The sequence below is a fragment of the Curtobacterium sp. 1310 genome (genome assembly GCF_017834105.1).
Classification (GTDB): Bacteria; Actinomycetota; Actinomycetes; order Actinomycetales; family Microbacteriaceae; genus Curtobacterium.
In genome coordinates this window covers 596,821-621,007 of the sequence record NZ_JAFICY010000002.1, presented here as the reverse complement: position 1 = coordinate 621,007, position 24,187 = coordinate 596,821, and the positions used below count along the sequence as shown (strand labels likewise).

The 24,187-nt window shown below is 73.7% G+C and carries 21 protein-coding genes; 14 read left to right on the top strand and 7 right to left on the bottom strand.

The window, feature by feature from the left end; all coding sequences use genetic code 11:
* Positions 1-20: 20 nt before the first annotated feature.
* On the bottom strand, positions 21-614 hold the full coding sequence (locus tag JOD95_RS06965; RefSeq protein WP_066652018.1) for a nitroreductase family protein: 594 nt from the start codon (positions 612-614) through the stop codon (positions 21-23).
* A 126-nt stretch (positions 615-740) separates the two neighbouring features.
* Here JOD95_RS06965 and JOD95_RS06960 point away from each other — a divergent pair, with 126 nt between their 5' ends.
* Positions 741-1,664, top strand: coding sequence for an AEC family transporter (locus tag JOD95_RS06960; protein ID WP_066652019.1), 924 nt, complete (start codon positions 741-743; stop codon positions 1,662-1,664).
* Between the two features lie 382 nt (positions 1,665-2,046).
* Here the strand turns inward: JOD95_RS06960 and JOD95_RS06955 are convergent, their stop codons facing one another.
* From JOD95_RS06955 to JOD95_RS06945, 3 genes are all read right to left on the bottom strand, one after another.
* On the bottom strand, positions 2,047-2,883 hold the full coding sequence (locus JOD95_RS06955; protein ID WP_209684112.1) for an exodeoxyribonuclease III: 837 nt from the start codon (positions 2,881-2,883) through the stop codon (positions 2,047-2,049).
* A 218-nt stretch (positions 2,884-3,101) separates the two neighbouring features.
* The gene (locus JOD95_RS16910; RefSeq protein ID WP_209684111.1) at positions 3,102-4,460 is read right to left on the bottom strand and encodes a M23 family metallopeptidase; all 1,359 of its coding nucleotides are present in this window, start codon (positions 4,458-4,460) and stop codon (positions 3,102-3,104) included.
* 93 nt (positions 4,461-4,553) lie between these two features.
* On the bottom strand, positions 4,554-6,242 hold the full coding sequence (locus tag JOD95_RS06945; RefSeq protein WP_209684110.1) for a hypothetical protein: 1,689 nt from the start codon (positions 6,240-6,242) through the stop codon (positions 4,554-4,556).
* A 76-nt stretch (positions 6,243-6,318) separates the two neighbouring features.
* On the opposite strand from JOD95_RS06945, the gene pyrE reads away from it, so the two are divergent.
* On the top strand, positions 6,319-6,870 hold the full coding sequence (gene pyrE, locus JOD95_RS06940; RefSeq protein ID WP_058729844.1) for an orotate phosphoribosyltransferase: 552 nt from the start codon (positions 6,319-6,321) through the stop codon (positions 6,868-6,870).
* The gene (locus JOD95_RS06935; RefSeq protein ID WP_209684108.1) at positions 6,867-9,284 is read left to right on the top strand and encodes a hypothetical protein; all 2,418 of its coding nucleotides are present in this window, start codon (positions 6,867-6,869) and stop codon (positions 9,282-9,284) included. Before pyrE ends, JOD95_RS06935 begins: the two co-directional genes overlap by 4 nt.
* 147 nt (positions 9,285-9,431) lie before the next feature.
* Here JOD95_RS06935 and JOD95_RS06930 read toward each other — a convergent pair whose 3' ends face one another.
* Entirely contained in the window at positions 9,432-10,385 is a 954-nt protein-coding gene (locus JOD95_RS06930) for an aldo/keto reductase (protein ID WP_066652028.1), read from the bottom strand.
* 91 nt (positions 10,386-10,476) lie between these two features.
* Here JOD95_RS06930 and JOD95_RS06925 point away from each other — a divergent pair, with 91 nt between their 5' ends.
* Positions 10,477-11,121 (top strand): HEAT repeat domain-containing protein, encoded by a 645-nt coding sequence (locus JOD95_RS06925; protein WP_209684106.1) that lies wholly within the window; start codon positions 10,477-10,479, stop codon positions 11,119-11,121.
* A 349-nt stretch (positions 11,122-11,470) separates the two neighbouring features.
* Positions 11,471-12,766 (top strand): sodium:proton exchanger, encoded by a 1,296-nt coding sequence (locus JOD95_RS06920; RefSeq protein WP_307810401.1) that lies wholly within the window; start codon positions 11,471-11,473, stop codon positions 12,764-12,766.
* Positions 12,767-13,349: 583 nt separating this feature from the next.
* Here JOD95_RS06920 and JOD95_RS06915 read toward each other — a convergent pair.
* Positions 13,350-14,039: a metal-dependent transcriptional regulator gene (locus tag JOD95_RS06915; RefSeq protein ID WP_066652032.1), complete on the bottom strand. Its 690-nt coding sequence runs from the start codon at positions 14,037-14,039 to the stop codon at positions 13,350-13,352.
* 22 nt (positions 14,040-14,061) lie between these two features.
* On the opposite strand from JOD95_RS06915, the gene JOD95_RS06910 reads away from it, so the two are divergent.
* From JOD95_RS06910 to JOD95_RS06890, 5 genes are all read left to right on the top strand, one after another.
* Positions 14,062-14,943: a CPBP family intramembrane glutamic endopeptidase gene (locus JOD95_RS06910; protein ID WP_209684104.1), complete on the top strand. Its 882-nt coding sequence runs from the start codon at positions 14,062-14,064 to the stop codon at positions 14,941-14,943.
* A gap of 237 nt (positions 14,944-15,180) precedes the next feature.
* Positions 15,181-16,956: a phosphatase PAP2 family protein gene (locus JOD95_RS06905; RefSeq protein WP_209684102.1), complete on the top strand. Its 1,776-nt coding sequence runs from the start codon at positions 15,181-15,183 to the stop codon at positions 16,954-16,956.
* Between the two features lie 146 nt (positions 16,957-17,102).
* On the top strand, positions 17,103-17,978 hold the full coding sequence (locus JOD95_RS16905) for a L,D-transpeptidase (RefSeq protein WP_209684100.1): 876 nt from the start codon (positions 17,103-17,105) through the stop codon (positions 17,976-17,978).
* A 29-nt stretch (positions 17,979-18,007) separates the two neighbouring features.
* Positions 18,008-18,904: a UbiA family prenyltransferase gene (locus JOD95_RS06895; protein ID WP_209684098.1), complete on the top strand. Its 897-nt coding sequence runs from the start codon at positions 18,008-18,010 to the stop codon at positions 18,902-18,904.
* Positions 18,901-20,340 carry an FAD-dependent oxidoreductase gene (locus JOD95_RS06890; RefSeq protein WP_209684096.1) on the top strand — a complete coding sequence of 480 codons (1,440 nt, stop codon included), beginning with the start codon at positions 18,901-18,903 and terminating at the stop codon, positions 20,338-20,340. Before JOD95_RS06895 ends, JOD95_RS06890 begins: the two co-directional genes overlap by 4 nt.
* Positions 20,341-20,359: 19 nt before the next feature.
* Here JOD95_RS06890 and JOD95_RS06885 read toward each other — a convergent pair whose 3' ends face one another.
* A complete protein-coding gene (locus JOD95_RS06885; RefSeq protein ID WP_058730132.1) occupies positions 20,360-21,157 on the bottom strand; it encodes an HAD-IIA family hydrolase in 798 nt (265 codons plus the stop codon).
* A gap of 138 nt (positions 21,158-21,295) precedes the next feature.
* Here JOD95_RS06885 and JOD95_RS16295 point away from each other — a divergent pair, with 138 nt between their 5' ends.
* From JOD95_RS16295 to JOD95_RS06865, 4 genes are all read left to right on the top strand, one after another.
* Positions 21,296-22,042: a TetR/AcrR family transcriptional regulator gene (locus tag JOD95_RS16295; protein WP_209684094.1), complete on the top strand. Its 747-nt coding sequence runs from the start codon at positions 21,296-21,298 to the stop codon at positions 22,040-22,042.
* Entirely contained in the window at positions 22,039-22,905 is an 867-nt protein-coding gene (locus tag JOD95_RS06875) for a DUF3592 domain-containing protein (protein WP_209684092.1), read from the top strand. The genes JOD95_RS16295 and JOD95_RS06875 overlap by 4 nt, the downstream gene beginning before the upstream one ends.
* Positions 22,906-22,963: 58 nt before the next feature.
* Entirely contained in the window at positions 22,964-23,275 is a 312-nt protein-coding gene (locus JOD95_RS06870) for a DUF4190 domain-containing protein (protein ID WP_209684090.1), read from the top strand.
* 87 nt (positions 23,276-23,362) lie between these two features.
* The gene (locus JOD95_RS06865) at positions 23,363-24,034 is read left to right on the top strand and encodes a TrmH family RNA methyltransferase (RefSeq protein WP_374191726.1); all 672 of its coding nucleotides are present in this window, start codon (positions 23,363-23,365) and stop codon (positions 24,032-24,034) included.
* Positions 24,035-24,187: the final 153 nt, after the last annotated feature.

Genomic DNA, 24,187 nt, shown 5'->3' with positions numbered 1-24,187 from the left:
TGCGCTGCTGCGCGTCGTCCCTACTCCTTGACGAGGACGACCTCGTCGAGGGGCAGGCGGGTGCGCGGAGCGACCTCGCGCTCGGCGGCCTTCTCGTCGAGCTGCGACGGGTCCGCCACGGTGCCGATCGCGGTCACGGTGTAGGGGAGGAAGCGCTCGGGCAGGTCGAAGGCGGCGCGGAGGCCCTCGGCATCGATGCCGGCCATCTGGTGCACGTGGAGGCCCTCGGCGTGCGCCTGGACGGTCAGCGCGGTGAGGGACTGGCCGAGGTCGTACTGTGCGAAGGGGCGCTCGTCGCCGTCCTCGGTCGTGGTCTCGAGGATGCCGACCACCAGGGCGCTGGCGCGGAAGGCCCACGCGGCGTTGAAGCCGAGCAGGTTGTCGTTGATCTTCGCGAACGTGTCCGTGCCGCGACGGCCGGCGACGAAGCGGCGCGGCTGGTGGTTCATCGCGGACGCGGCCCAGCGAGCGGCCTCGAGGACGGCGTCGAGCTGGGCGTCGGTCATCGTCGCGGTGTCGTCGTAGGAGCGCGGGCTCCAGCGCTCCTCGAGCAGCGGCACGAGGGGCTGGCTGGAGTCGGTCGAACGGGAGAGCGTGTCGGGCGTCGAGGTCATGGTGCCTGCAACGGTATTCGATGCGAACGCATTTCCCGGCTGAGTGACGTCACATGTGCGCCGGTCGGCCGCACGCGTTGCCGTCCTGGTCGCCGTCCGTGCCGTCGGGCTGCGAGGATGGGTGCGATGGGTGGCGTGTTGACGGGGTTCGCGATCATCGGCGCGATCATCGCCGCCGGCTACGTGGTCGGGCGCGTCCGCCTGCTCGGCCCGCACGCGCAGTTCGTGATGAGCCGTCTGGCGTTCTTCGTGCTCATGCCGTGCCTGCTCTTCCACACCATCGCCACGGCGCACATCGAGTCCTTGCTCTCCCCGATGCTCTGGGTGTCGCTGGTCAGCGCCGTCACGGTCGGGCTCGTCGCCGTCGCGGTGTTCCGCCTGGTGCTCCGGCGGTCCGTCGCCACGACCACGGTCGGGGCCCTGGCGTCCGGCTACGTGAACGCGAACAACATCGGTCTGCCGGTCGCGGTGTACGTCCTCGGCCAGGCCACCGCGGTCGTCCCGGTCATCCTGCTGCAGCTCGTCGTGCTGGCCCCGCTCGCCCTGACGGTCCTCGACGCGGCGACGGCGGGCGGTGGCGGCTGGCGGTCCCGGGTCGTCGGACCCTTCCGGAACCCGATCATCATCGCCTCGCTCGTCGGGCTCGTGTGCTCCGCGCTCCGCCTCGAGCTGCCGGCGCCCGTGCTCGAACCGTTCTCGTTGGTCGGCGCTGCTGCGGTGCCCGTGGTGCTGCTGTCGTTCGGCATGAGCCTGCACGGCGCGACCCCGCTGCGTGACCGTGCCACACGACCGGACGTGCTCGTGGCCTCGGCGCTCAAGCTGCTCGTCATGCCGGCGGTGGCGTACGTCGTCGCCCGGTTCGTCTTCGGGCTCGACGACCAGGACGTCTTCGTCCTCACCACCCTGGGGGCGCTGCCGGCGGCCCAGAACGTGTTCAACTACGCCCAGCGCTACCAGGCGGCCGTCCCGGTGGCGCGCGACGTGGTGCTCGTCTCGACGATCGGCGCCGTCCCGGTCCTGGTCGTCATCGCCGCGCTCCTGCACCCCTAGCGCGGGCGCGCCGACCGCGGGATGCCGGGGTCTGCCGAACCTGCCGGTGCCTGCCGGTGCCTGCCGATGCCCTGCCGGGGCTTGCCCTGCCGGCGCCTACCGGTGCTGACCGGGCCATCTCTGTCACGGTCAGCGGGTTCGGGCGACCGATCGAGCCCGGTCGGTGACCAGCGCGCGGCACGTCGTGCACGCTCGCGGTGGTCCGAGCGCACTCAGGGTGGCCTCGAGCGCGCTCGGGGACGACAGGGACGGGCGCGCTCGGGGACGTCAGCGGCGGGCGCGCTCGGGGACGTCAGCGGCGGGCGCGCTCGGGGACGTCAGCGGCGGGCGCGCTCGGAGATCGCGGGCGCGGCGCCGGCTGTCGGCCGGGACCGGGCCGGCGTCAGAAGATCATCGGACGATCGTCGTCGAGCGAGGTCTCCAGGTCGAGGTCGACCGACACCGGGACGTGGTCGCTCGGGGCGTCACCCTTGCGCTCGTCGCGGTGGATCGTGGCGCCGACGGTGACGTCCGCGAACGCCTGCGACCCGAGCACGAAGTCGATGCGCATGCCCTCGTTGCGGGGGAAGCGGAGCGACTTGTAGTCCCAGTAGGTGTAGCCCTCGGGAACGAGGGGGCGGACGACGTCCTGCAGCCCGCGGGTCTCGAACTCGCGGAACGCCGCACGCTCCGGCTCGCTGACGTGCGTGGCGCCCTCGAACACCCGGAGGTCCCAGACGTCCTGGTCGAGCGGCGCGACGTTCCAGTCGCCCATCAGCGCGAGCGGGGTGTCCGGTTCGGCGTCGAGCCACTCGGTCGTGCGGTCGGCCAGCTGTGCGAGCCAGTCGAGCTTGTACGTGTAGTGCGGGTCACCGAGCTCCCGGCCGTTCGGGACGTAGAGGCTCCACAGCCGGACACCGTCGACGGTGACGCCCATCGCCCGTGCCTCGACCGGCAGGTCCGGCCCCTCGTGGCCCTTGAGGAAGCCGGGCTGACCGGGGAAGTCGCGGGTGACGTCCTCCATCGGCAGGCGACTGGCGAACGCGACGCCGTTCCACTGGTTCAGCCCGTGCGCCTCGACCTGGTAGCCGGCCGCCTCGAACGCCTCGACCGGGAACTGCTCCGGCTTGCACTTGATCTCCTGCATGCCGAGGACGTCGACGTCCTCGCGCTCCAGCCAGTCGACGATCCGGCCCACTCGGGTGCGGACGGAGTTCACGTTCCAGGTCGCCACGCGCATGGGATCGAACCTACCGGTGACGGCTGGCACGCCGCTCGCGCCGGACCAGGAGCTGACACCCGGCGCGTCCGGCCCGACGCCGCTGGCCCGACGATTCTGGCCGGGTGTGCGACATCGCACCCGTCGATCGACAGGTGCGATGTCGGAGTCGCGGCGTGACGCGCGCCGCCCGCCGTGCAGCGCCGGCGTGACGAGCGCCGCCCGCCGTGCGCTCCGGACTAGAGGCGAACGCCCCGCGCCGCCATGAACGGAGCCGGGTCGATCGTGGCGCCGTTGATGTGGACCTCGTAGTGCAGGTGGCAGCCGGTCGAGTTGCCCGTCGAGCCGACCAGGGCGATGAGCTGCCCCGCCGAGACCCGCTGGCCGGGGGAGACCCGGAAGCCACCGTTCACGATGTGGCCGTACGCGGTCGAGACACCGCCGCCGTGGTTGATGCGGACGTAGTTGCCGTACCCGCCGTACCAGCCGACGTACTCGACCGTGCCGGACGAGGCCGCGACGATCGCCGTCGAGCAGCCGCTCGTCAGGTCGAGTCCGTCGTGCTTCGTGACGCGACCGGTGATCGGGTGCACGCGGTACCCGTACGGGCTGATGACGTAGCCACCGCCGGGGCGCACCCAGCCGGTGCCGGAGCCGGAACCGACCCCGCCGCCCCCGCCGCCCCCGCCGGCAGCCGGAGCGGGCGCACCGCCGCCGCCACCGCCACCGCGGTTCGCTGCCGCCGCCTGTGCCTCGGCCAGCCGCTGGGCTTCGCGCTGCCGTGCGGCCTCGGCCTCCTGCCGGGCCTTCTCCTCAGCCGCCTTGCGGACCTTCTCACCCTCGGCGAACTCGGCCTCGGTGCGCACACGCCCCGAGGTCAGGGTCGCGAGCTGGGCGTCGAGCCGCGCCTTGTTCTCCTGCTGCTCGTCGTACGCGGCCTGGACCTTGTCGGCGGCTGCCTGGGCCGCCTGCATCTTCCGCTCGGCCTCGGCCGCGAGCTCGTCGAGCGCCTTCGACGCGCGGTCGGCCTGCGCGGTCAGCGACCGGGCGACCGAGGCGTCGGCGCTCGCCGCTGCCTCGACCCGCTCGGCCTGCTCCGACAGCTTGCTCAGGGCGCCGAGGTCGTACAGCAGGTCGCGGGCGTCCTCGCCCTCGGCCAGGACCGACGCCGTCACGTCGGCGCCACCGTGCCGCGCCATCTGCGCCGCGAACTGCCCCGCCTGCGACGCGCTGCGCTCGGCGATCTCGGCGTGCTCGTCGGCCTCGGCACGGAGCTTCTGCTCGGTGGCCGCGGCTTCCTGCGCTTCGCTCTGCGCGTCGAAGAAGTCGTCACCGAGGCGCTTCGCCTCGGCCTCGGCTTCCTGCACCTGGTCCGACAGCCCGGAGATGACCCCGCGGATCTTCGTGATCTGCTCCTGCTTCGCGGACTCCTGCCCCCGGGCCGCCATGACCTCGTCCCACGAGGGGTACTTCGCGGCGCTCGCGCTCGGCGCGTCGACGAGCACCGTCGCGAGCAGGCCGGCGAGGGCCAGGCCGGTGGCGGCGATGCGGAGACGGAGGGCGGGGCGCGGGACGCGGTGGCTTGTGGGACGAGTCACGGGGTCGAGCCTATACATCCGTACAGCCGGCGCGACACGCCGCCGCGCCGCCTGTGGAGAACTCCCGACGGCATCGCGGGCCGCGACCGCGCCTCAGAAGCCCCGCTCGCGACGGATGGCGTCCGCGCTGCCGACCACGTCGCGCTGCAGGACGGCCGCCCCGACCGTGCCCGCGTAGTCGTAGACGTCGAACCCGGTGCAGTGCGTGATGGTCGCCGGCGCCCCGAGCGAGTCCTCGACCGCGGTCGTCCAGACGTCGTTGGCACCGATCACCACGAAGGTCGGTCTGGCGTCCCGGTAGGCGCCGAGGTCGACGAGCCACGGGTAGGTCTCGAACGTGTCCCGGACCTGCAGGAGCTCGACGTCGTCGGACGCGTACGCCGCCAGGGGCCGGACGGTCCAGAACTGCCCGACGCCGGTGACCTGCCGTCCGTCCGCCCAGCGGTCCAGGCAGTCCGCCGGCGCGTACCGGGCCGTCGCGACGGTGCTGACCGTGGTCGGGGCGACGGCCGCCCCACCCAGCAGGACCACCGCCGCGGCGATCGCCGCGGCGAGCTGCACGCCGCGGCGCGGCCGGTGCACCCGGGTCCGACGGACGGCGGAGCGCACGAGCTCGGCGACGGCGACGAGCGCCAGGAGCGGTGCGGTCACGATCGGCTCGAGGTACCGCGGTGTCTCCGACCCGGCGACGACCACCCCGACGGACACCGCCACGACCGTCACGAGCGGCAGCACGGTCGCGACGAGCACGGTCCGCGCGGTCCGCACCCGCCAGGCCCAGACCGTGCCGCCGACGGCCAGCACCACGCCCGCGAAGAGCAGCAGCAGCTCGGCGTCGCCACGTGCCGACCCGGCGCGGTCGTCGGTCAGCGCCGCGAAGAAGGCGAGCGTCCGGCCCGCCTGCTCCGGGTGCACGTAGGTCGACGGGTCGAGCGACACGAACGGGGCGAGCGGGATCCGGAGCAGGTACCCGACGACGGAACCGGCGACGAGGACGGCCGACATCCACCCGGTCGGACGCCAGGGGACGCGTCGCGCGAGCGAGAGCAGCACGAGGGTCACGACGACGGGCGCCGCCGACCACGGGACGTACAACGGGTTCGACGCCGTGGTGCACGCGGCGACGAGGCCGGTCACGACGAGGACGACGACGGAGGTGCGGCCGGTCCGGACCGCGCGGAGCACCAGGACCGCGGTGCCGAGCATGGCGAGCACAGCGCCGTAGTAGTAGGTCGTCGTCAGGAGGAGTGATCCGAGTTCGAGCGAGGTCGCAGTTGCCGTGTACTCCGTGAGCACGATCGCGGTCACGAACCCGAGCGCGACGGCGGACACCGCGATCCTGGCCGACCGGCGTGCGGCCGGCATGAGCTCGTTCGCCGCCGCCCGCACCAGCGCGTACACGGCGAGCAGCACGAGCACGCCGTTCAGCGCCAGCGCCTGCTGCGGGGTCGCGGTGACGAGGGAGCAGAGCAGGTAGACGGGCAGCTCGGGGAAGAAGAACAGGGCCGGTGACATCGCCCACTCGAACGGCTGCCCGAGCCGGATCGACCGTTCGACGAGCGGCAGCAGGACGGAGTCGCCGTCGTACCAGAGCAGGGCGACCCGCTCGGTGACCAGGACGTGGCCGAGGGCGATGACGGCCAGGGCGAGCGCGACGGCGGCGCCCAGTGCCTCCTGGCCGGACGCGACCCACCGGCGGCGCGACGGCGGACCCGCCGGAGCGATCGCGACCGGCTCCGGGACCGCAGCGCGGCCGGACGGGCCGGGCGCGACGGGTGACATGAGCGGAGCGTACCGAGCGAGCCGTGACGCCGCCTGGCGATGGCGTTCCGGGGCCGAGCGACTACCCTTGTGGGCTGTGACCGACACGCGCGACCAGCTGATCCAGCACATCTCCGCAGACGCGGTGTTCCACGGCGACTTCACGCTCACCAGCGGCAAGCAGGCGTCGTACTACATCGACCTGCGCAAGGTGAGCCTCGACCACCGGGTCGCTCCGCTCATCGGCCAGGTGATGACGGACCTGCTGCAGCAGGTGCCGGACGTCGACGCCGTCGGTGGCCTCACCATGGGCGCCGACCCGATCGCGAGTGCCGTGCTGCACCAGGCCGCGGCGCGCGGCCTCGCCTACGACGCGTTCGTCGTGCGCAAGGAGCCGAAGGACCACGGCCGCGGCCGCCAGGTCGAGGGTCCGGACGTCCGCGGCAAGCGCGTCGTCGTGCTCGAGGACACCTCCACGACGGGCGGCTCGCCGCTCAAGGCCGCCGAGGCGCTCGAGCGCGAGGGCGCGATCATCGCCGCAGTGGCCGTCGTCGTCGACCGCGACACCGGCGCGAAGGAGCGCATCGAGGCGGCCGGCTACCCCTACTTCGCCGCGATCGGACTGGCCGACCTGGGGCTGAGCGCGTGACCGGGGAGCGTCCGGACGACGCGCGCGATCCCGACCGTCCGTCCGGCCCGACAGACGGGGCGGACGACCGGGAGGCCCTGCGCGCGTCCGGCTCGGACGCTCCGTTCCGCGGTCTCCGCAGTGCCGCCGACATCTTCGGTGCGCCGCGTGGTGCCGACGAGTGGCCCTCGCGCCGCGAGCGGCGCGAGGCGGAGCGGGCCGCTCGTGAGACCGGCGCGCCACTGCCGGAGCCGTTCGAGCCGGAGGCCGTCGATCCCGCACCGGTCGCGCCCGCACCGGTCGTGCCGGCGCCGCCCGTCGGCGACCGTGAGGCCGGGTCCGGGCCGGGGTCCGCGTCCGGGGCTGCGTCCGGATCCGAGTCCGACGAGGATGCCGGGGCGACCCAGGCGATCCACATGGGCGACGAGCTCCGCGAGCCGTCGGAGAACCCGCAGGCGACGGTCGAGCACGAGCGCGAGACGCTCGGGGACCGCATCCCGCCCGCTGCGCCGGTGCCGCCGACGAGCACGGTCTCGCACCCGTCCTCGATCTCGCTGCCGACCGCGATGCGCCACCGGGACGAGCGCGCTGCCGAGAACCGCGCCGTCGACGACGAGCGACGACGTGCCGACCCGTTCGGCCAGGGGCGCAGCGACGTCGACTGGCTCGGGCGGGTCACCGGGTCGCAGCCGGGAACGCCCGCGCCGACGCCGACCGGGCCGGTCGCGCAGCCGCTCGGGGTCGAGAACGTCCTGCCGCCCGCGCCGGCACCCACGAACGAGCCGCCGAGCTTCACCGAGCTGCTGCGCCTGCAGGGAGCGGGTGACGCTGCCCCGGCCGGCGCGACGGAACGACCCTTCGACTGGGCGATCCGGGACGACGAGACCGGCGAGGTCCCGACGACGCTGACGACCGGCCGGTTCGACACCACGGCACTCGGGGCGGGGTCGTGGTCGCTCGCGGACGAGGCGGACGACGACGTGGTCGCGGGCGAGGTCGACACGCCTGCCGGTGGGCTCCCGAGCGGGCTGCTCGCGGCGCCGGTGCCGGCACCGGTGCCGGTACCCGCTCCGGTGCCGACATCGGCCCCGGCGGATGCGAAGGACGACGACGTGGCACGGACGACGGCGCTGCCGTCGGTGCAGGACGACGACCGGGGCGACCGCGAACACCGCGACGACGATGCACGGACGACGGCGCTGCCGGCCGTGGGCGGTGTCGGACGTGACGACTCCGCTGCGGATGCGCCGGTGCCCGTCGCTGCACCGGCGACCCCCTGGTGGGCGGAGCCCGACGCCACCGTGCCGCCGACCGCGGCGCCGCCGCTGATCGAACCGGCGTCGTCGGACGCCACCGCTGCGTACCCGGCGCACCTCCCGCCGTCCGTCGGCCAGGACCTCCGGGGGCTGACCGGCGATCGCGACGCCCGCAGCGACCGCCGCGACGAGGACGACGTCCACGACGAGCGGTACGACGAACACCCCGTCGAGCGCCTGCCCGCCGCTGCACCGGACGACCTCGACCAGGACGAGTGGGACGGCCGCGAGACGAGCGACACGAGCGTCATCAAGGACCTGTTCGGCACGGCTGCGGTCGGGCAGCTCGGCGACACCGGGTACGACCCCGAGGACTCGGGGACGCGCATGATGCCCGCGGTCGCCGCTCCGGCCGGCGCTCCCCGTCGTGACGGGACGCCCGGTGCACGCGCAGCAACCCGTGGGACGGCTCCCGACCGCACGGCCTCGGGGAGCACGGCTCCCGGCGACGGCGGCGGACGGGACAACTTCATCAACGAGGGCTTCGGTCGGCTCGCGGGCGAGGGCAAGCGCGGCAAGCAGTTGCTCGTGATCGGCGCCGTCGTGCTCATCGTGGTGCTGCTCGTGGCGGTCTTCGGGCTCACCCGCTGGATCCTCGGGAACTCCATCAGCGAGGAGAGCGCTCCCGCGGCGAGCGCGTCCTCCGCCGCTGCGTCGGCCGCTCCCTCGGACGAGCCCTCGGCAGAGCAGTCCACCGAGGCCGCCGCGGCCCCCGCGCCGCCGCTGCAGTTCGCGACCACCCAGGCCGCCCCGGGTGAGCACGCTTGGAACGAGCTCGCCGGCGGTGAGTGCCTGTCGCCGTTCACCGACGCCTGGGCGCAGTCCTTCACGGTGGTCGACTGCGCAGCAGCGCACGCCGGGCAGCTGACCGCCCGGATCCAGGTCGAGGCCGGAGCGTGGCCGGGGCCGGACGACCTGGCGGCGCAGGCGGCGCAGATGTGCCAGACCGCCAAGGCAGTCGACACCGCGGCGGCGGCGCGGTACGGCGACGTGCAGGTGCAGGGCACCTACGCGCCCGACCAGGAGACCTGGGACCGCGGCAACACCTTCATCTCGTGCTTCGCGACGCGCTCGAGCGGCCAGCCGTTGACCGGCTCGCTCGCCCCGAGCGGCACCTGACCCGCCCCCTCTCCGCAAGACGCAACCTCGGCGGTTGCTCGCAGCGTTGTACCGCTGCGAGCAACCGCCGACGTTGCGTTCCGCGAGGGTAGCCGCGCCGCAGGACCGCGGGGCTGCGGGAGCGCGGGGGCGGGGCGGGCGGCGCCGTCAGGATGCGGCGGGGACCCGCGCGGACGCCTCGTCCAGGGTGCGGAGCTCCTCGGCGCCCAGCTCGAGGTCCGCGGATGCCAGGAGCGCCGGCAGCTGCTCGGTGTTCCGCGCGCTCGCGATCGGCGCGACGACGTCCGGCTGGGCCTGCAGCCACGCGAGGGCGACCGATGCGATCTCGGCCTCGTGCGCCTCGGCGATGCGGGAGAGCGCGTCGACCACGGCCAGTCCCTCGTCCGAGAAGTAGCCCGACACCTGCCCCTCGCGGTCCTTGCCGGCGAAGTCGTCCTTCGTGCGGTACTTCCCGGTCAGGAACCCGGCGGCGAGGGCGAAGTAGGGCACGACTCCCAGGCCCTCGGACGCTGCGAGCGGGGCGATGTCCGACTCGTAGGGCTCACGGGTGACGAGGTTGTAGTGCGGCTGGATCGCGACGGGCAGCGCCAGCCCGTTCTCCTTGGCGATGCGGATCCACTCCTCGGCACGCGGACGCGAGTAGTTCGAGATCGCCGTGTACCGGACGAGGCCCTCCTGCACGAGCTGGTCGAACGCACGGACGGTCTCCTCGAGCGGGGTGTCCTGGTCGTCGAAGTGCGCGTAGTACAGGTCGATCCGGTCGGTGCCCAGCCGCTCGAGGCTCGCGCGGGCAGCCGCAGCGACGTTCGACGCGGACAGGCCGCTGTACTGCGGGTGCTGCGAGACCTTCGTCGCGACCACGACGTCGTCGCGCTTCCCGGACGCGCGGAGCCACGAGCCGATGACGCGCTCCGACTCGCCGCCCTCGTTGCCCGGCGCCCACGCGGAGTAGACGTCCGCGGTGTCGACGAAGTCGCCGCCGGCCGAGGTGTACGCGTCGAGCACCCGGTGCGAGGTCTGCTCGTCGGCGGTCCAGCCGAAGACGTTGCCGCCGAGGGCGAGGGGGAACACGTGCAGGTCACTGGTTCCGATGCGGGGCATGGGGAGTCCTTCCGGTGCGGTACGGGTCCCGTCCACGCTATGCCTCGGCTGCGTGCACGTGACCAGCGGGTACCCGGTGTTGCATGAGGGGATGACCACCCTCGCCGACGACCTCACCGACCCCCGCTCGTCCGTCCGACTCCGTGCCGTGATGGCCGCCGGCACCGAGGCGAGGCTGTCCGACCTCGAGGTGCTCGTCGAACGCTGTGCCGTCGAGCCGGACCTGCAGGTGCGCGAGGCCCTGACGTGGGCGCTCGTCAGGCTGCCGGCGGAGACCGTCGTGCCCCGGCTGACGGACGAGCTGCACCGTCCCGAGGCGCAGGCGCGCTCGCAGGCGCTCCACACCCTGTCGAAGATCCGCGACGGGTCGGTGTACCCCGAGGTGGCCGACCGGCTCGGCGACGACGACCCCGGTGTGCGTCGGACGGCCTGGCGCGCGGCCGTCCTGCTCGCTCCGGCCGAGGAGGGTCCCGCCCTCGCCCGACGCCTCGCCCGCGAACTCGGTCAGGGTGACCGGGAGACCCGACTCGCGCTGAGCCGTGCGCTGGTCTCGCTCGGCGAGGACGTCGTCGCCCCCGTCCTGGCAGACGCGTCCGAACGTCGCGGCGAGGCCGTGCGCGCGCACGTCGACGAGACCGGACGACTGCTCGCCGACCCGGACGCCGGATCGGCGCTCGCGCTCGAACGCGCCCGTCGCGAGATGGCGCTCGGACGCGGCAAACGCGCCTCCGGGTGACCACCTGACGGACGGGAGGCCCGTGGCTGCGCCGCCACGGGCCTCCCGTCCGACGCGCGGTGCGCCAAGAGCGCGTCCCGCCGTTCCGGGACGGGCCGCGGAAGACCCGGATTCGGGTCGACGAACAGGCCCGATCGGCTTGCGCACGCGGATCGGAGCGCGCCAAGGTGGACGGCGAAGGGGAGTAGCTCCCAGCGCGTGCATCGACACACTGGCCATCACGACGATCGGCCCGGTGCACCACCTGCCGGTCCCACCCGGCGGGCGAGCGAGACCTTCGGCCGTTCTGCCGTGCCGAAGCGCTCCTCACCCCTGCGCGATCGGTGCGGCCCGACCAAGGGACCACCCCGTGATCGACACCTCACCTGTCCGCGTCGTCGATGCCGACGCACCGCCCGCCCGCATGGGACGCAGCGCTTGGGGGCGCATCGCGATCTGCATCGTGATCGCCCTGCCCGCCGTGGTCTTCCGCGTCACGGGCTCCGCCCCGAACCCCGTCGTCGACCTGCTGGTCTTCGGCGGTGCGGTGGTCGCCGCCTCGTTCCTGCTCGCCTGGGCCGCCGAGGCCGCGCAGAAGGACATCTCCGGGGCGCTCGCCATCGCGATCCTCGCGCTCATCGCCGTGCTGCCCGAGTACGCCGTCGACCTGTACTACGCGTTCCGCTCCGGGTACGACCCGTCGTACGAGCAGTTCGCCGCCGCGAACATGACCGGCTCGAACCGGCTGCTGCTCGGGTTCGGCTGGCCCCTCGTCGTGGTGATCTCGCTGCTCGTCGCCCGCCGGTACGTCCGCGCCGGCACCCTGCCCCGGTCGGCGACGACGGTGCTGCAGCTGCAGCAGTCCTCGCGGCTGGACATCGGCTTCCTGGCGCTCCTGGCGGTCGTCGCGTTCCTCATCCCGCTGATGGGCTCGATCCCGCTGTGGTTCGGGTTCGTGCTGCTCGCCGCCTTCGTCGCGTACCTGTGGCGGGCGTCGCAGGCGCCGGACGACGGCGGCGACGAGGAGATGGTCGGGATGGCGGGGAACATCGCCTCGATGCCGCAGCGTGCGCGCCGCTGGACGATCGTCGCGCTGTTCCTCGTGGCCGCCGCCGTCATCCTGTCGTCGGCGGAGCCGTTCGCGGACGCACTCGTCGAGTCGGGGAGCGCGCTCGGCATCGACAGCTACTTCCTCGTGCAGTGGCTCGCGCCGCTCGCGACCGAGGCGCCCGAGTTCATCGTCGCAGCGCTCTTCGCCCTGCGCGGGATGGGCGGCGCGGCGATCGGGACGCTCATCGCGTCGAAGGTCAACCAGTGGTCGCTGCTCGTCGGGTCGCTGCCGATCGCCCACGTGCTCGGTGGCGGGACGACGGGCGGGCTGCCGCTCGACGGTCGGCAGGTCGAGGAGTTCGTGCTCACCGCGTCGCAGACCGTGCTGGGCGTGGCGATCATCATCGCGCTGCGCTTCCACCGGTGGTCGGCGATCGCGCTCGTGGCGCTGTTCGCGGTGCAGTTCGTGGTGACGGACACGAGCGGGCGGTGGGTGCTGAGCGGGGTGCACGTGGTCGCGGCGCTCGTGGTGCTGTGGATCAACCGGAAGGACATCGTGCCGACGTTGCGGGCCCCGTTCCGGCGGGCCGGCGCCGCCGGCGTTCCGGCCGCGTAGGCGGCGGCGCGGCTCCGCCCGCGGCTGCGGGCGCGGCGGCTGCGGTCGGTTCCGGTCGTACGACCTGCCGTCGGCGGCCGTTCAGGTCGCACGACGTGCCGTCGGCGGCCGTTCCGGTCGCACGACGTGCCGTCGGCGGCGGAGGTGAGCGGCATGTCGTGCGACGGGAATCGTGGGACGGGAGGCTCGGGGAGGGCTGGCATCGGGCCTCCCGTCCAATGGGCGCGCCGGCGGTTCCGGTCGCACGACCTGCCGTCGGCGACGGTTCAGGTCGCGCGACCTGCCGTCGGCTGCCGTTCCGGTCGCATGACCTGCCGTCGGCGGCCGTTCCGGTCGCACGACGTGCCGTCGGCGGCGGAGGTGAGCGGCATGTCGTGCGACGGGAATCGTGGGACGGGAGGCTCGGGGAGGGCTGGCATCGGGCCTCCCGTCCGTTCGTGGGCACCAGCCGCATCGAACGGGCAGGACGTGCCGCGCGCGTCCCGTCGGGTGGGCAGGATCCGTCGGCAGGAGCCGCCGAGTGTGACAGGAAGTGCCCGCTCGGCGAGCGGGCGGCGGGCGGCCGCGGCCCCGGCGGCTGGCGTCAGTCGGCGTCGGGGGCGAGCCAGATGGCCGAGGCGGCGGCGGCCGGCAGGTCGACGAGGGACTCCTCGCCGTCGGGAGCCCGCCGGCTGACGGCGATCACACCCGCGTAGTCGCGGACCCGCTCGACGCGCAGGTGCGTGCCCAGTGCGACCCCGAGCTCGTCGAAGTACCGGAGCAGGGCCGGGTCGTCGTCGGACACCCGGTCCACGACCCCGCAGGCTCCGGGTTCGACCGAGCCGAGCAGCGTGCCCGCCGACGACGGGACCGAGCCGTCCGTCGCCGGGATCGGGTCACCGTGCGGGTCGTGCGTCGGGTGGCCGAGGTCGGCGTCGACCCGCTCGAGGAACGTCTCGGACACCGCGTGCTCGAGCGCCTCGGCCTCGGTGTGGACCTCGTCCCACGAGTAGCCGAGCCGCTGCACCAGGTACGTCTCGATGAGCCGGTGGCGACGGACCATCGCCACGGCGACCTGCTGCCCGAGCGGGGTGAGCACGACGCCGTAGTAGGGGGTGTGCTCGATGAGGCCGTCGCGGTCGAGCTTCCGGAGGTTCCCCGACACCGTCGACGCCGAGACCCCGAGGGCCGCCGCGATGTCCCGCGTCGCGAGCCCCTCGCCGCCGCGCTCGGTCGACTTCCACACGAGCTTCACGTAGTCCTCCGCCATGACGGACAGGGAGGGCAGGCGCATGCGTCAATGGTACAAACGGCGGGTGACCACCACCGCACCCGCCCGACGCCGTCGCTGGCCGGTGCCCCCGTCGCTCCTGCTCGGCCTCGCGCCGCTCGTTGCCTTCGCGGCCGTCAGCGCCTGGCGCTCGCGGCCGAGCGACGACTACAGCACGCTCGGGCAGACCGTCGAGGGCGTCCTCGGAGCACTCGTGGTGCCGGAGGGCATCGCGGTGCTCGTGCTCTGCGTCTACGTCACCGCGCTGGGCTGGTGGCCGATCGCGACCGCCGACCGTCGTCGGACGGCACTCCGGTGGACGCTCACGGCCCCGGCGTTGATCGCAGCCGTGTGCGTCGCCCGGCTCCCGCTCGTCGAGTGGGGCGCCCAGCCGGTGCGGTACTTCCTGCTGCTCGCGGTCGGGGTCCTCTTCGTGGGGGTGTTCGAGGAGCTGCTCACCCGCGGCGTGCTGCTCGTCGGGCTCCGGCGGCGGCTGCCCGAGTTCGGCGTGTGGATCGCGTCGTGCGTGCTGTTCGGGCTGCTGCACTTCCTCAACGTCCTCGCCGGCGCGGGGGTCGGTGCGACCGTCGTGCAGGTCGTCTTCGCGGCGTCGTTCGGCTCGACGCTCTACCTCGCCCGCCGGCTCACCGGGAACCTGCTCGCGCCCGTGCTGCTGCACGCCTTCTGGGACTTCGGGTCGATCGCGGTGTCGGCCACCGTGCCGACGCAGGACCTGGTGCGGATGGTGCCCGTCGGGCTCCTCGGACTGTTCGCGTTCGCGGTGCTCGCCCTCGGGGTGGTCGCCGGCGGCCTGGTCGCATGGCGGGACGACCGGGGCCGCCGCCTGCTGCGCCGGTGGCGGTCGGTGCCGCCCGTGGGGGCGCCCGCGGTGCAGGGGGACGAGCCGCGCCTCCCGTCCGCCGTCTGACCCGACCGCCCGCGCTCAGGTACCGGGCCCGGCGGGTGCCGCCGGGCCGACTCGTCCACGAGGGCGACGGGCTGCGAATGCGCACAGCCTGCGGCCCGGTTCACCCCCGGGTGGGGGGCCGTTCGCCGTCCGGCAACCACCCGTCCCTAGGTTCGCCCTGTTTCCACACCGGTACAACAGGAAGGGGCGTCGCCCCCGGGCGACCACCACCACATGCGCAGATCCACCGTCCGCGGCGTGACCGTCGCCACCGTCGCGACCGCACTCGTGCTCGGGTCGCCGCTCGCCGCGCAGGCTGCGACGTACCCGAGCGACTCCACCGAGCCCGACCTGGTGTCGCTGCTCAGCGGGTACGACCAGTACTGGACGTCGAGCGGGAAGAACGACCTGCACGGCACCGTGGACGACCCGGCGACGCTGGCGAAGAACGACCAGCTGACGTCGTGGATCAACCAGCACGCGACGACGGCGCAACAGTTCCGGGCGCTGCAGGACGCCGAGTACGACAACGCGACGAACACCGCCTACGACCAGTCCTTCACCGTGTCGCAGGGGCTCGGCGAGACGCTGAGCAAGCTGTTCGTGCAGGGGCGCAACGACGGCGACCTGCCGCTCGTCGACGCGCTCGTCAACTCGTCGAACGGTACGAGCGGCGCCTACGTCGGCACCGGCGACGCGAAGGCCCACTACAGCTACCCGCGGCCGTACCTGCCGACCGACACCGCGGCGACGCTGCCCGCCGGTGACGACACGGCCAGCTGCAACCCGGCGACCGTGAACGCGTCGTCGCTCGCCGCGAACCGCACCGGCACGGCCTGGGCGGACGCGAAGGGCAACCTCACGATCACACGGGTGCCGGCCACGACCGACACCACGCACGAGTTCTCGCCGAACGACGTCGTGCTCGACGCCGGCTACGGCCAGAAGGGCATCTGCACCGGCGGCTCGTACCCGTCCGGGCACACCACCACGGCGTACCAGGCGGGCATCACCCTCGCCACGCTCGTGCCCGAACTCGCGCCGGAGATCCTCGCCCGCACGTCCGAGGCCGGCAACGACCGCATCGTCCTCGGCGTCCACTACCCGCTCGACATCATGGGCGGACGCATCGACGGCGAGGCCGCCCTCGCCGCCCGCTGGTCCGACACGCAGTACCGCACCGAGGTCCTCGAGCCGGCCCGCGCCGAGCTCACGGCGTACCTCGAGGCGACGTGCGGCGACACCCTCGCGAACTGCATCGCCGCGGAGCGGCCCTACACCGACGACCCCTACGGCGGCCAGGCGATGCCCGGCGGCACCGCGCAGGTCGTCACCGACCGGGCCTCGGCCGTGCAGGTCTACCGCGAGCGCATGACCTACGGCTTCGCGCAGACCGGCACCGCGGGTCTCGCCCCGTCGGTCCCCACCGGCGCGTCGAACCTGCTCCTGTCGACCTTCCCGACCCTGACCGACGCGCAGCGCACGCAGGTGCTCGCGCAGACCGAGATCGCCTCGGGTCACCCCCTCGACCAGTCCGGCTCCGCGAACGGCTCGTGGGAGCGGCTCGACCTCGCGGCCGCGACGAGCGCGACCGTCGCCGTCGGCGCGGACGGCACCGCGACGGTCGTCTCGACCGGTGGGCAGGCCCGCGTCGTCTCCGGCGTGCTGACCGCCCCCGAGGGCACCTCCGTGCAGGCCGGGAAGACGATCGCGCTCGCCGGCACCGGACTCCCCGCCGGCGCCACCCTGCAGGTCGTCCTGCGGTCCGACCCGGTCACGGTCGGCACGCTCACGGTCGGTCCGGACGGCACCGCGACCGGCTCGGTCGTGATCCCCGCGGACGCTCCGGTCGGCGCGCACACGCTCGACCTCGCCGACGCGTCGGGCGCCTCGGTGCTCGTGACGCCGCTCGCGATCACCGTGACCGCGGCGTCGAACGCGGGCGGCTCGACCGGCGGCGCGGGCACGGCGGGCGGCACCGGCGCCACCGGGACCGTCCCCGCCGGCGTGCACCTGCCGGTCGTCAGCGGCTGACCCACCGGACGGGAGGCGCGGGACCGGCCCGCCCCGTGCCTCCCGTCCGCACCCACCCGACGGGAGGCGCGGGACCGCCCCGCCCCGCGCCTCCCGTCCGCCGCCCCTGACCGCTCACCCCCCCCCTCGCACCACCGGAGGCCCCCGTGCCGTACCCCAAGACCTGGACCACCGTCGGCATCGCCGCCGTCGTGGTCGCCGCCGCCGCGATCGCCGTCCCGGTGCTGACCGGCGCGACCGGCGGCGACGCCGTCCCCGCCGCGGCGGACCGCACCCCCACGGCCACGGCGCGCACGGTGCCGAGCGTCCCCGACGTCGCCGCAGCGGCGCTCGCCGCGCTGCCCGAAGCGCGCTACTCGGCCGTGGTCGACGGCCTGCTGCCCGTCGACCGGACGGTGTCGTCCGCCGAGGTCTTCCACCTCCGCACCGACGCACCGCTCTTCGGGTCCGATCGGCAGCACCCTGTCGCGCGCTTCGCGGCCACCGACTTCCTCGGCCAGCCGACGACGGTCGTGGGACTGCGGCACGAGGGGGCCTGGGAGCTCGTCCTCACGCCGGCGCGGCGGGAGCTGCCCTCGGCGGCCGACGGACACGCGGCCGCGCAGACGGCCGCGTGGGTGCCGCGGACGGCACTCGTGCAGCAGGTCACACCGACGTCGCACGTGGTCATCTCGACGGCCGACCAGACCGTGTCCATCGAGTCCTCGTCCGGACGGGTCACCCGGAGTTTCCCCGCGGGGGTGGGCACCTCCGACACCCCGACGCCGACCGGCGTGACGGGGTACCTGGAGCAGCGGTACGTCGACCCCTCGCAAGGGACGGGCGACCACGCGATCCAGCTGACCTCGCTGCACTCGAGCGCAGCCGACGAACCGTACGGCGGGTCGGACGGCGGGCTCATCGGCCTGCACTGGAACGCGGCGGCCTCGGGGGCGGTGTCCCACGGGTGCGTGCGGCTCTCCGCGGAGGGGGTCGCGGCGCTCGACGCCCTGCCGCTCGGGACGCTCGTGACGGTGGAGTAGCACGGGCACCGCCGGGTACGCTCGGGCCGGTGACCGACGGGACCGGACAGTTGCCCAGGACCCTGCGGTCCGGGGCCGGTGCGACCGTGCGCCGACTGGTGCACGTCTCGCGTCCGGTCCTGTGGATCAACACGATCGGCTCGGGGCTGGTCGCCGTGTGGCTCACCGGAGCGCTGTTCGACCTTCGGGCGCTGCCGATCCTGATCTGGCTGACGCTGCCGTTCAACCTGCTCATCTACGGCGTCAACGACGTCTTCGACCAGGACACCGATGCGACGAACCCCCGCAAGGGGTCCATCGAGGGTGCCAGGATCCGGCAGTCGGAGGTCCGACTCATCGTCTGGGCGGTCGCCGTGGTCAACGTGCCGTTCCTCGTCGCGTTCCTGTTGACGCTGCCGCCGCTCGCGAACGCCGCGATCCTGCTCTACGCGGTCGTCTTCGTCTGCTACTCCGCGCCACCGGTGCGCTTCAAGGCCCGGCCGTACCTCGACTCGCTGAGCAACGCGGCGTACGCGCTGCCGCTGGTCATCGTGCCGTTCGCCCTCGAGGAGGAGCCGACGTGGCCCGCCGCGCTGGGACTGATGGCCTGGAGCGTCGCCAAGCACGCCTTCGACGCCGTGCAGGACATCGTCGAGGACCGTGACGCGGGCATCACCACGACCGCGGTCCGGCTCGGACCCCGGGGGACCGCGCTGTGGAGCGGCGCCTGGTGGGTGGTGTCGACGGTGTTGTTCGCGGTGGTGAGCATCCCGGTGGCCGCCGTCAACCTGCTCATCGCCGGCGTCCTCGTCGTGTGCCTGCTGCGCGCCCCGTCGCCGGAGACCGGTCACCGCCTGTACCGCCTGTCGGTCGCCTTCCCGTACATCGCGGGGTCCTTCGCCGGGGTGCTGCTCCTGGTGTCCATCGTGCTCGGAGGTGCCCGGTGAGTCGTGTCGTCGTCGTCGGAGGTGGGATCGGTGGCCTCACCGCCGCCGCCCTGCTCGCCCGTGCCGGGCACCGTGTGACCCTGCTCGAGGCGTCGGGCCGGCTCGGGGGCAAGAGCCGTCGCATCCAGCTCGGGGCGGACCGGATCGACACCGGGCCGTCGCTCGTCACCTTCCCGGCGGTGTGGGACGAGCTGCTGCGGCGACTCGGCGGACGTCCCGGCGAGGACGGGCACCTCGACCTCGTGCGCATGCCGGAGGTCGGCCGGTACTTCCACGGCGGCGAGGAGACCGCGCTCCCGGTGGCACCCGACCACCCCTGGTACCCGGCGTGGCGACGCTTCGCCGACCTGCACGCGCCGCTCGCCGACGACGTCACGCGGCTCCTGCTCGCCGACCCGCTCGACCGCTCGGCCCTGCCGGCCGTCCGTCGCCTGCTCTCCGTGTACGGCTCGCGGCTCACCACGCGTGCGTACCTCGACGGCCTGGCGTGGCTGCCGGACGGGCTGCGCGAGATCATCGCGATCCACACCCTCAACGCCGGGGTCTCACCCGCACGCACCCCTGCGCTCTACGCGAGCATGCCGGCGATCATGGCGGAGACCGGCGCGTGGGTGCCCCGCGGCGGCGTGTACGAGGTCGTGCTCGCGCTGCAGCGACTCGCCGAGGCCGCCGGCGTCGAGGTCCGCACCGGCGAGGCCGTCACCCGCATCGCGCGCGGTGGCGTCACCACCGAGGCCGCGCACCACCCCGCCGACCTGGTCGTCAGCGCCCTCGACGCCGACCGGCTCGCCGCGCTGACCGGACCGGCCGGTCCGTCCGCGATGTCCGCGATGTCCGTGCTGCCACGCCCGCGCTCCCGCCCCCGGGCCCTGTCCTGCTCCGCCGTCGCGCTCTACGGCGTGCTGCGCGAGGAGCTGCCCGAGAACCTCGCGACGCACAGCGTGGTGCTGCCGACGAAGCCGGACGCACTGCACCGGAGCCTCGAGGCGGGCGACGAGCCGGCGGACACGATGGTGTTCGTCAACCACTACCGCGCCGGCGAGCTCTCCCCGAACCCGCACAGCACCGTGGGCGTACTGCTGACCGCACCCGCGGACGGCGCGCACTACGAGATCGACCACCCCTTCGTGCGGCGGGAGGTCGACCGGGTGTCGGCAGCGCTGGGCCTCGACCGACCGATCACCGACCTGCTCGACGACCACGTGGTCCTCGACCCGCAGTACTACGGCACCGGGGGAGAACCGCACGGGGCGCTCTACGGGGCGGCCCGTCCGCCGTGGCAGAGCGGGCCGTTCCACCGCCCCTCGTACAACGACCGCTGGCGGCCCTGGCTGTGGCGGGTGGGAGCGTCGGTGCACCCCGGCGGCGGGATCCCGGCGGTCGTGGGCGGCGCGATGATCGCGACGGAGCGGCTGCTCCGGGCGAACCCGGTCTGAGCACGCGTTCACGCCCTCGCTAGAGCTCGACCTCGATCGGCTCCGCGCGGACGAGCTCGTGCACGCCGGCGATGACCTCGCTCGGGCGGAACGGGTACCGGTCGATCTCGGCCTGGTCGCTGATGCCGGTCATCACCAGGACGGTGTGGAGCCCGGCCTCGATGCCCGCCTGCACGTCGGTGTCCATGCGGTCGCCGATCATGCCCGTGTTCTCGGAGTGGGCCCCGATCCGGTTCATCGCCGAGCGGAACATCATCGGGTTCGGCTTGCCGACGACGTACGGCTGCTTCCCGGTGGCCTTCTCGATCATCGCGGCGATGGCCCCGGTCGCCGGCAGGACCCCCTCGGCGCTGGGCCCGGTCGCGTCGGGGTTCGTCACGATGAACCGGGCACCGTCGCGGATGAGCCGGACGGCCTTGGTGATCGCCTCGAACGAGTAGTTGCGGGTCTCACCGACGACGACGTAGTCGGGCGCGGTCTCGGTCATGATGAAGCCGGCCTCGTGCAGCGCCGTCGTCATGCCGGCCTCGCCGATCACGAACGCGGAGCCCCCCGGCATCTGCGAGCGGCAGAAGTCCGCCGTGGCGAGCGCCGACGTCCAGATGCGCTCCTCGGGGACCTCGAGACCCGACCACCGCAGCCGGGCGCTGAGGTCACGCGGCGTGAAGATCGAGTTGTTCGTCAGGACGAGGAACTCGGTCCCTTCGTCCAGCCACTGCTGGATGAGCTCGGGAGCGCCCGGCAGGGCCTGGTTCTCGTGGACGAGCACACCGTCCATGTCGGTCAGCCAGCACTCGACTTCGTCGCGGGTCGCCATGGGCCCAGCGTACTGGGGCCGCCGCTCGCCGGACCCGGTGGTCACCCGACTGTGGAGGACTGGCCGACCGGACACCGACCGGCGTTCGGCTTTGGGCTACGATTTTCGGGACACGTACCGGATCAAGGAGGCCTCCCCGTGCTCGTCGACCCCGGCAGCCCCACCGCCCAGCCGCGCACCACGACCGACGGCCGTACCGGCGCGGGAGCGGCCGACGCCCCCACCGGGACGACACCGGCAGCCGAAACCGCCGCCGCGCCCCGTCGCCGCCGCGGTCGCCCCAACGTCCTGAGCCGACAGCAGGTGGTCGACGCCGCCACCGCCATCGCCAACGAGGAGGGCCTCGACCGCCTGTCCTTCCGCGCCCTCGGCGCGAAGCTCGGCGTCGCACCGATGACCGTGCACCGGACGATCGGCGGCCTCGACGACCTGCATGCCGAGCTCGTCCGTCGTACCGTCGACGAGTTCACGGCCACCTTCGTCTGGCCGGACGACTGGCGTTCGGTCGTCCACGTCTTCGCCTGCACCTTCCGCGACCTCATGCGCACCCACCCCCTCGTGCTCGAGTCGCACAGCCAGCGCGCCCCGCTCGCCTCCACCGAGTCCGACGCCGTCGTGGCGAAGGTCGTCGGGGCCCTGCAGCAGGCAGGTCTGCCGGAGCGCGAGGCCATGTACGCGTTCTTCGTGGTCTACGACTTCGTCGTCGGGCACGCCGGCGTGCAGGTCGGCCGCGGCGACTCCGAGGCCGGGCGCCCCGAGCGGCACCGCGTGGTCGGGGAGATCCTCGGCGAGCACTCGTACGACGACCGCTTCGCCCTGGGCCTCGAGATCATCACCGCCGGCATCGAGGCCCGCGTCCGCACGCACGGCACCACCGCGTCGTGAGCACGGTCGACCCGCAGCAGGCACGCCGCGAACGCGAGGCCCGGTACCGCGGCTCGACCACCGCCCTGACGATGACCGTCGTCGGTGCTCTGCTGGTCGTCGCCGCGGGGGCGGTCGGTGGACTCGCGGTGTCGGACTTCGTCCTGCGCTTCCGGATGATGACGGTCAACAGCATCTTCTCCGACAGCCCCGACCCGGAGACGCACCTGTGGGCGGCCCCGAGCGCGGTCATCGGCACCCTGGTGGCCGTCGGCGTGTACACGCGGTGGAACCACCGGTGGTCCGGGCGCACCACCGACCTGGTCGGGCTCGGGCCGCTGCCGCTCTGGCTCGTCGGTGCCACCGCGTGCACCTGGTGGGCCACGACCACGCAGTGGCCCGCCCCGGACCGCGTCGGCGTGGCCGTGGACCCGACGTTCGGGCACGACGAGACGTGGGGCGTCGGCAGCTGGATCCTGTACACCGCCGTGTGGTGGCTGCCGGGGCTCCTCACCGTCGTGACCGTCCTCGCGCTCGTGGCCGGCGGTGCCACGCGGATCGGCCGTGGGAACCGGCGCGCCCGGCTCACGGACGTGCTGGCGAACGGCCGCCGCACCACGGGCGAGGTCACCGCGATCAGCGGCGGCACGACCCCGGACGCGTCGCGCACGCTGCTGCGGTGGACGTTCTCGTTCGTGGACCTGCACGGCGTCCGGCGCTGGGTCGAGCGGACCGAGGGCTTCACCCACGGCACCGCTCCGGTGCTCGGTGGGACGGTCACCGTGCTCTTCGACCCGGCCCGCCCCGGTGACCGGAAGCGCATCTTCACGACGACCGGCAGCGGCGACGACCCCGAGGACTTCCTGCGCCCGGGCACGACGTGAGGCCGGACGAAGATTGGCACTTCTCCACGAAAACGCGGCGCTCCTAGGCTCGTCAGCCGTGTCAGAACAGAACGTCCAGCCCCAGCAGCACCCGTACCAGCCGTACGCAACGGCGCCGGCCGCCCCGCAGCGCACGAACACCCTCGCGATCATCGCGCTCGTGGCGGCGTTCGTCGCGCCGATCGTCGGGTTCGTCCTCGGCTTCGTCGCGATGTCCCAGACGAAGAAGCGTGACGAGGGCGGCCGTGGCCTGGCGCTCGCCGCGGTGATCGTCGGCGGGGTGATCACGGTCTTCTACGCCGTGCTCTTCATCGCGCTCGTCGCGGTCGCGATGTCCGAGCCGTCGGTCACGTACCCGACGTCGTACTGACCGTCGGCTGACGGCGGTCGCCGGACGGGAGGCGCGGGGCACGCGCCCTACGCTGGTCACGTGACCGAGCGCCTCCCGTCCGACCCCGTGGTCCCGTCGACGGGACCGGCGCAGCCGGACGGTCCCACGCTGCCACCGACCCACGAGGCCACGACGAACGGCGTCGGGCCGCACCCCGAGCCCTGGCCGGAGGACCCCCGGCTCGACCCGGAGCTGCTCGCCGCCGGGGACACCCGCAACGTCGTCGACCGCTTCCGGTACTGGTCGATGGACGCCATCGTCGCCGAGCTCGACACCCGCAGACACGCCTTCGACGTCGCGATCGAGAACTGGCAGCACGACCTCAACATCGGGTCGATCGTGCGGAGTGCGAACGCGTTCCTCGCCGGCACCGTGCACGTCATCGGTCGGCGGCGCTGGAACAAGCGCGGGGCGATGGTCACCGACCGGTACCAGCACGTGCAGTACCACCCGGACGTCGCGGCGTTCCTCGCCGCGATGCACGAGGAGGGGCGACCGGTCGTCGCGATCGACAACACCCCGGGCGCCGAGCGCATCGAGACCGCGGCGATCCCGGAGCGCTGCGTGTTCCTGTTCGGGCAGGAGGGACCCGGGCTCACCGACGAGGCCGTCGCCGGTGCGGACGCCCACCTCGAGATCACGCAGTTCGGGTCGACGCGGAGCATCAACGCCTCGGCCGCGGCGGCGATCGTCATGCACGCGTGGGTCGTCCAGCACGCGGTCCTGCCGACGGACTGACGCGCTCGCCGCGGGCGGCTGGGCCGCGGGGCCGTCGGGCCGCCGGGCCGCCGGGCCGCGGGGCCGCCGGGCCGGCGGGGCCGCGCACGAGACTCGGCTCCGCGGACACGTTCGCGACGCCGGGGCCGCGAACGTGTCCGCTCAGACGAGTCT

Excerpts from the sequence above, each read along its gene's own strand:
- JOD95_RS06885 (WP_058730132.1), bottom strand. The coding sequence starts at position 21,157 with ATGGCGACCCGCGACGAAGTCGAGTGCTGGCTGACCGACATGGACGGT.
- JOD95_RS06925 (WP_209684106.1), top strand. The coding sequence starts at position 10,477 with ATGACCACCCTCGCCGACGACCTCACCGACCCCCGCTCGTCCGTCCGA.
- JOD95_RS06945 (WP_209684110.1), bottom strand. The coding sequence starts at position 6,242 with ATGTCACCCGTCGCGCCCGGCCCGTCCGGCCGCGCTGCGGTCCCGGAG.
- JOD95_RS06930 (WP_066652028.1), bottom strand. The coding sequence starts at position 10,385 with ATGCCCCGCATCGGAACCAGTGACCTGCACGTGTTCCCCCTCGCCCTC.
- JOD95_RS06955 (WP_209684112.1), bottom strand. The coding sequence starts at position 2,883 with ATGCGCGTGGCGACCTGGAACGTGAACTCCGTCCGCACCCGAGTGGGC.
- JOD95_RS06960 (WP_066652019.1), top strand. The coding sequence starts at position 741 with ATGGGTGGCGTGTTGACGGGGTTCGCGATCATCGGCGCGATCATCGCC.
- JOD95_RS06965 (WP_066652018.1), bottom strand. The coding sequence starts at position 614 with ATGACCTCGACGCCCGACACGCTCTCCCGTTCGACCGACTCCAGCCAG.
- JOD95_RS06915 (WP_066652032.1), bottom strand. The coding sequence starts at position 14,039 with ATGCGCCTGCCCTCCCTGTCCGTCATGGCGGAGGACTACGTGAAGCTC.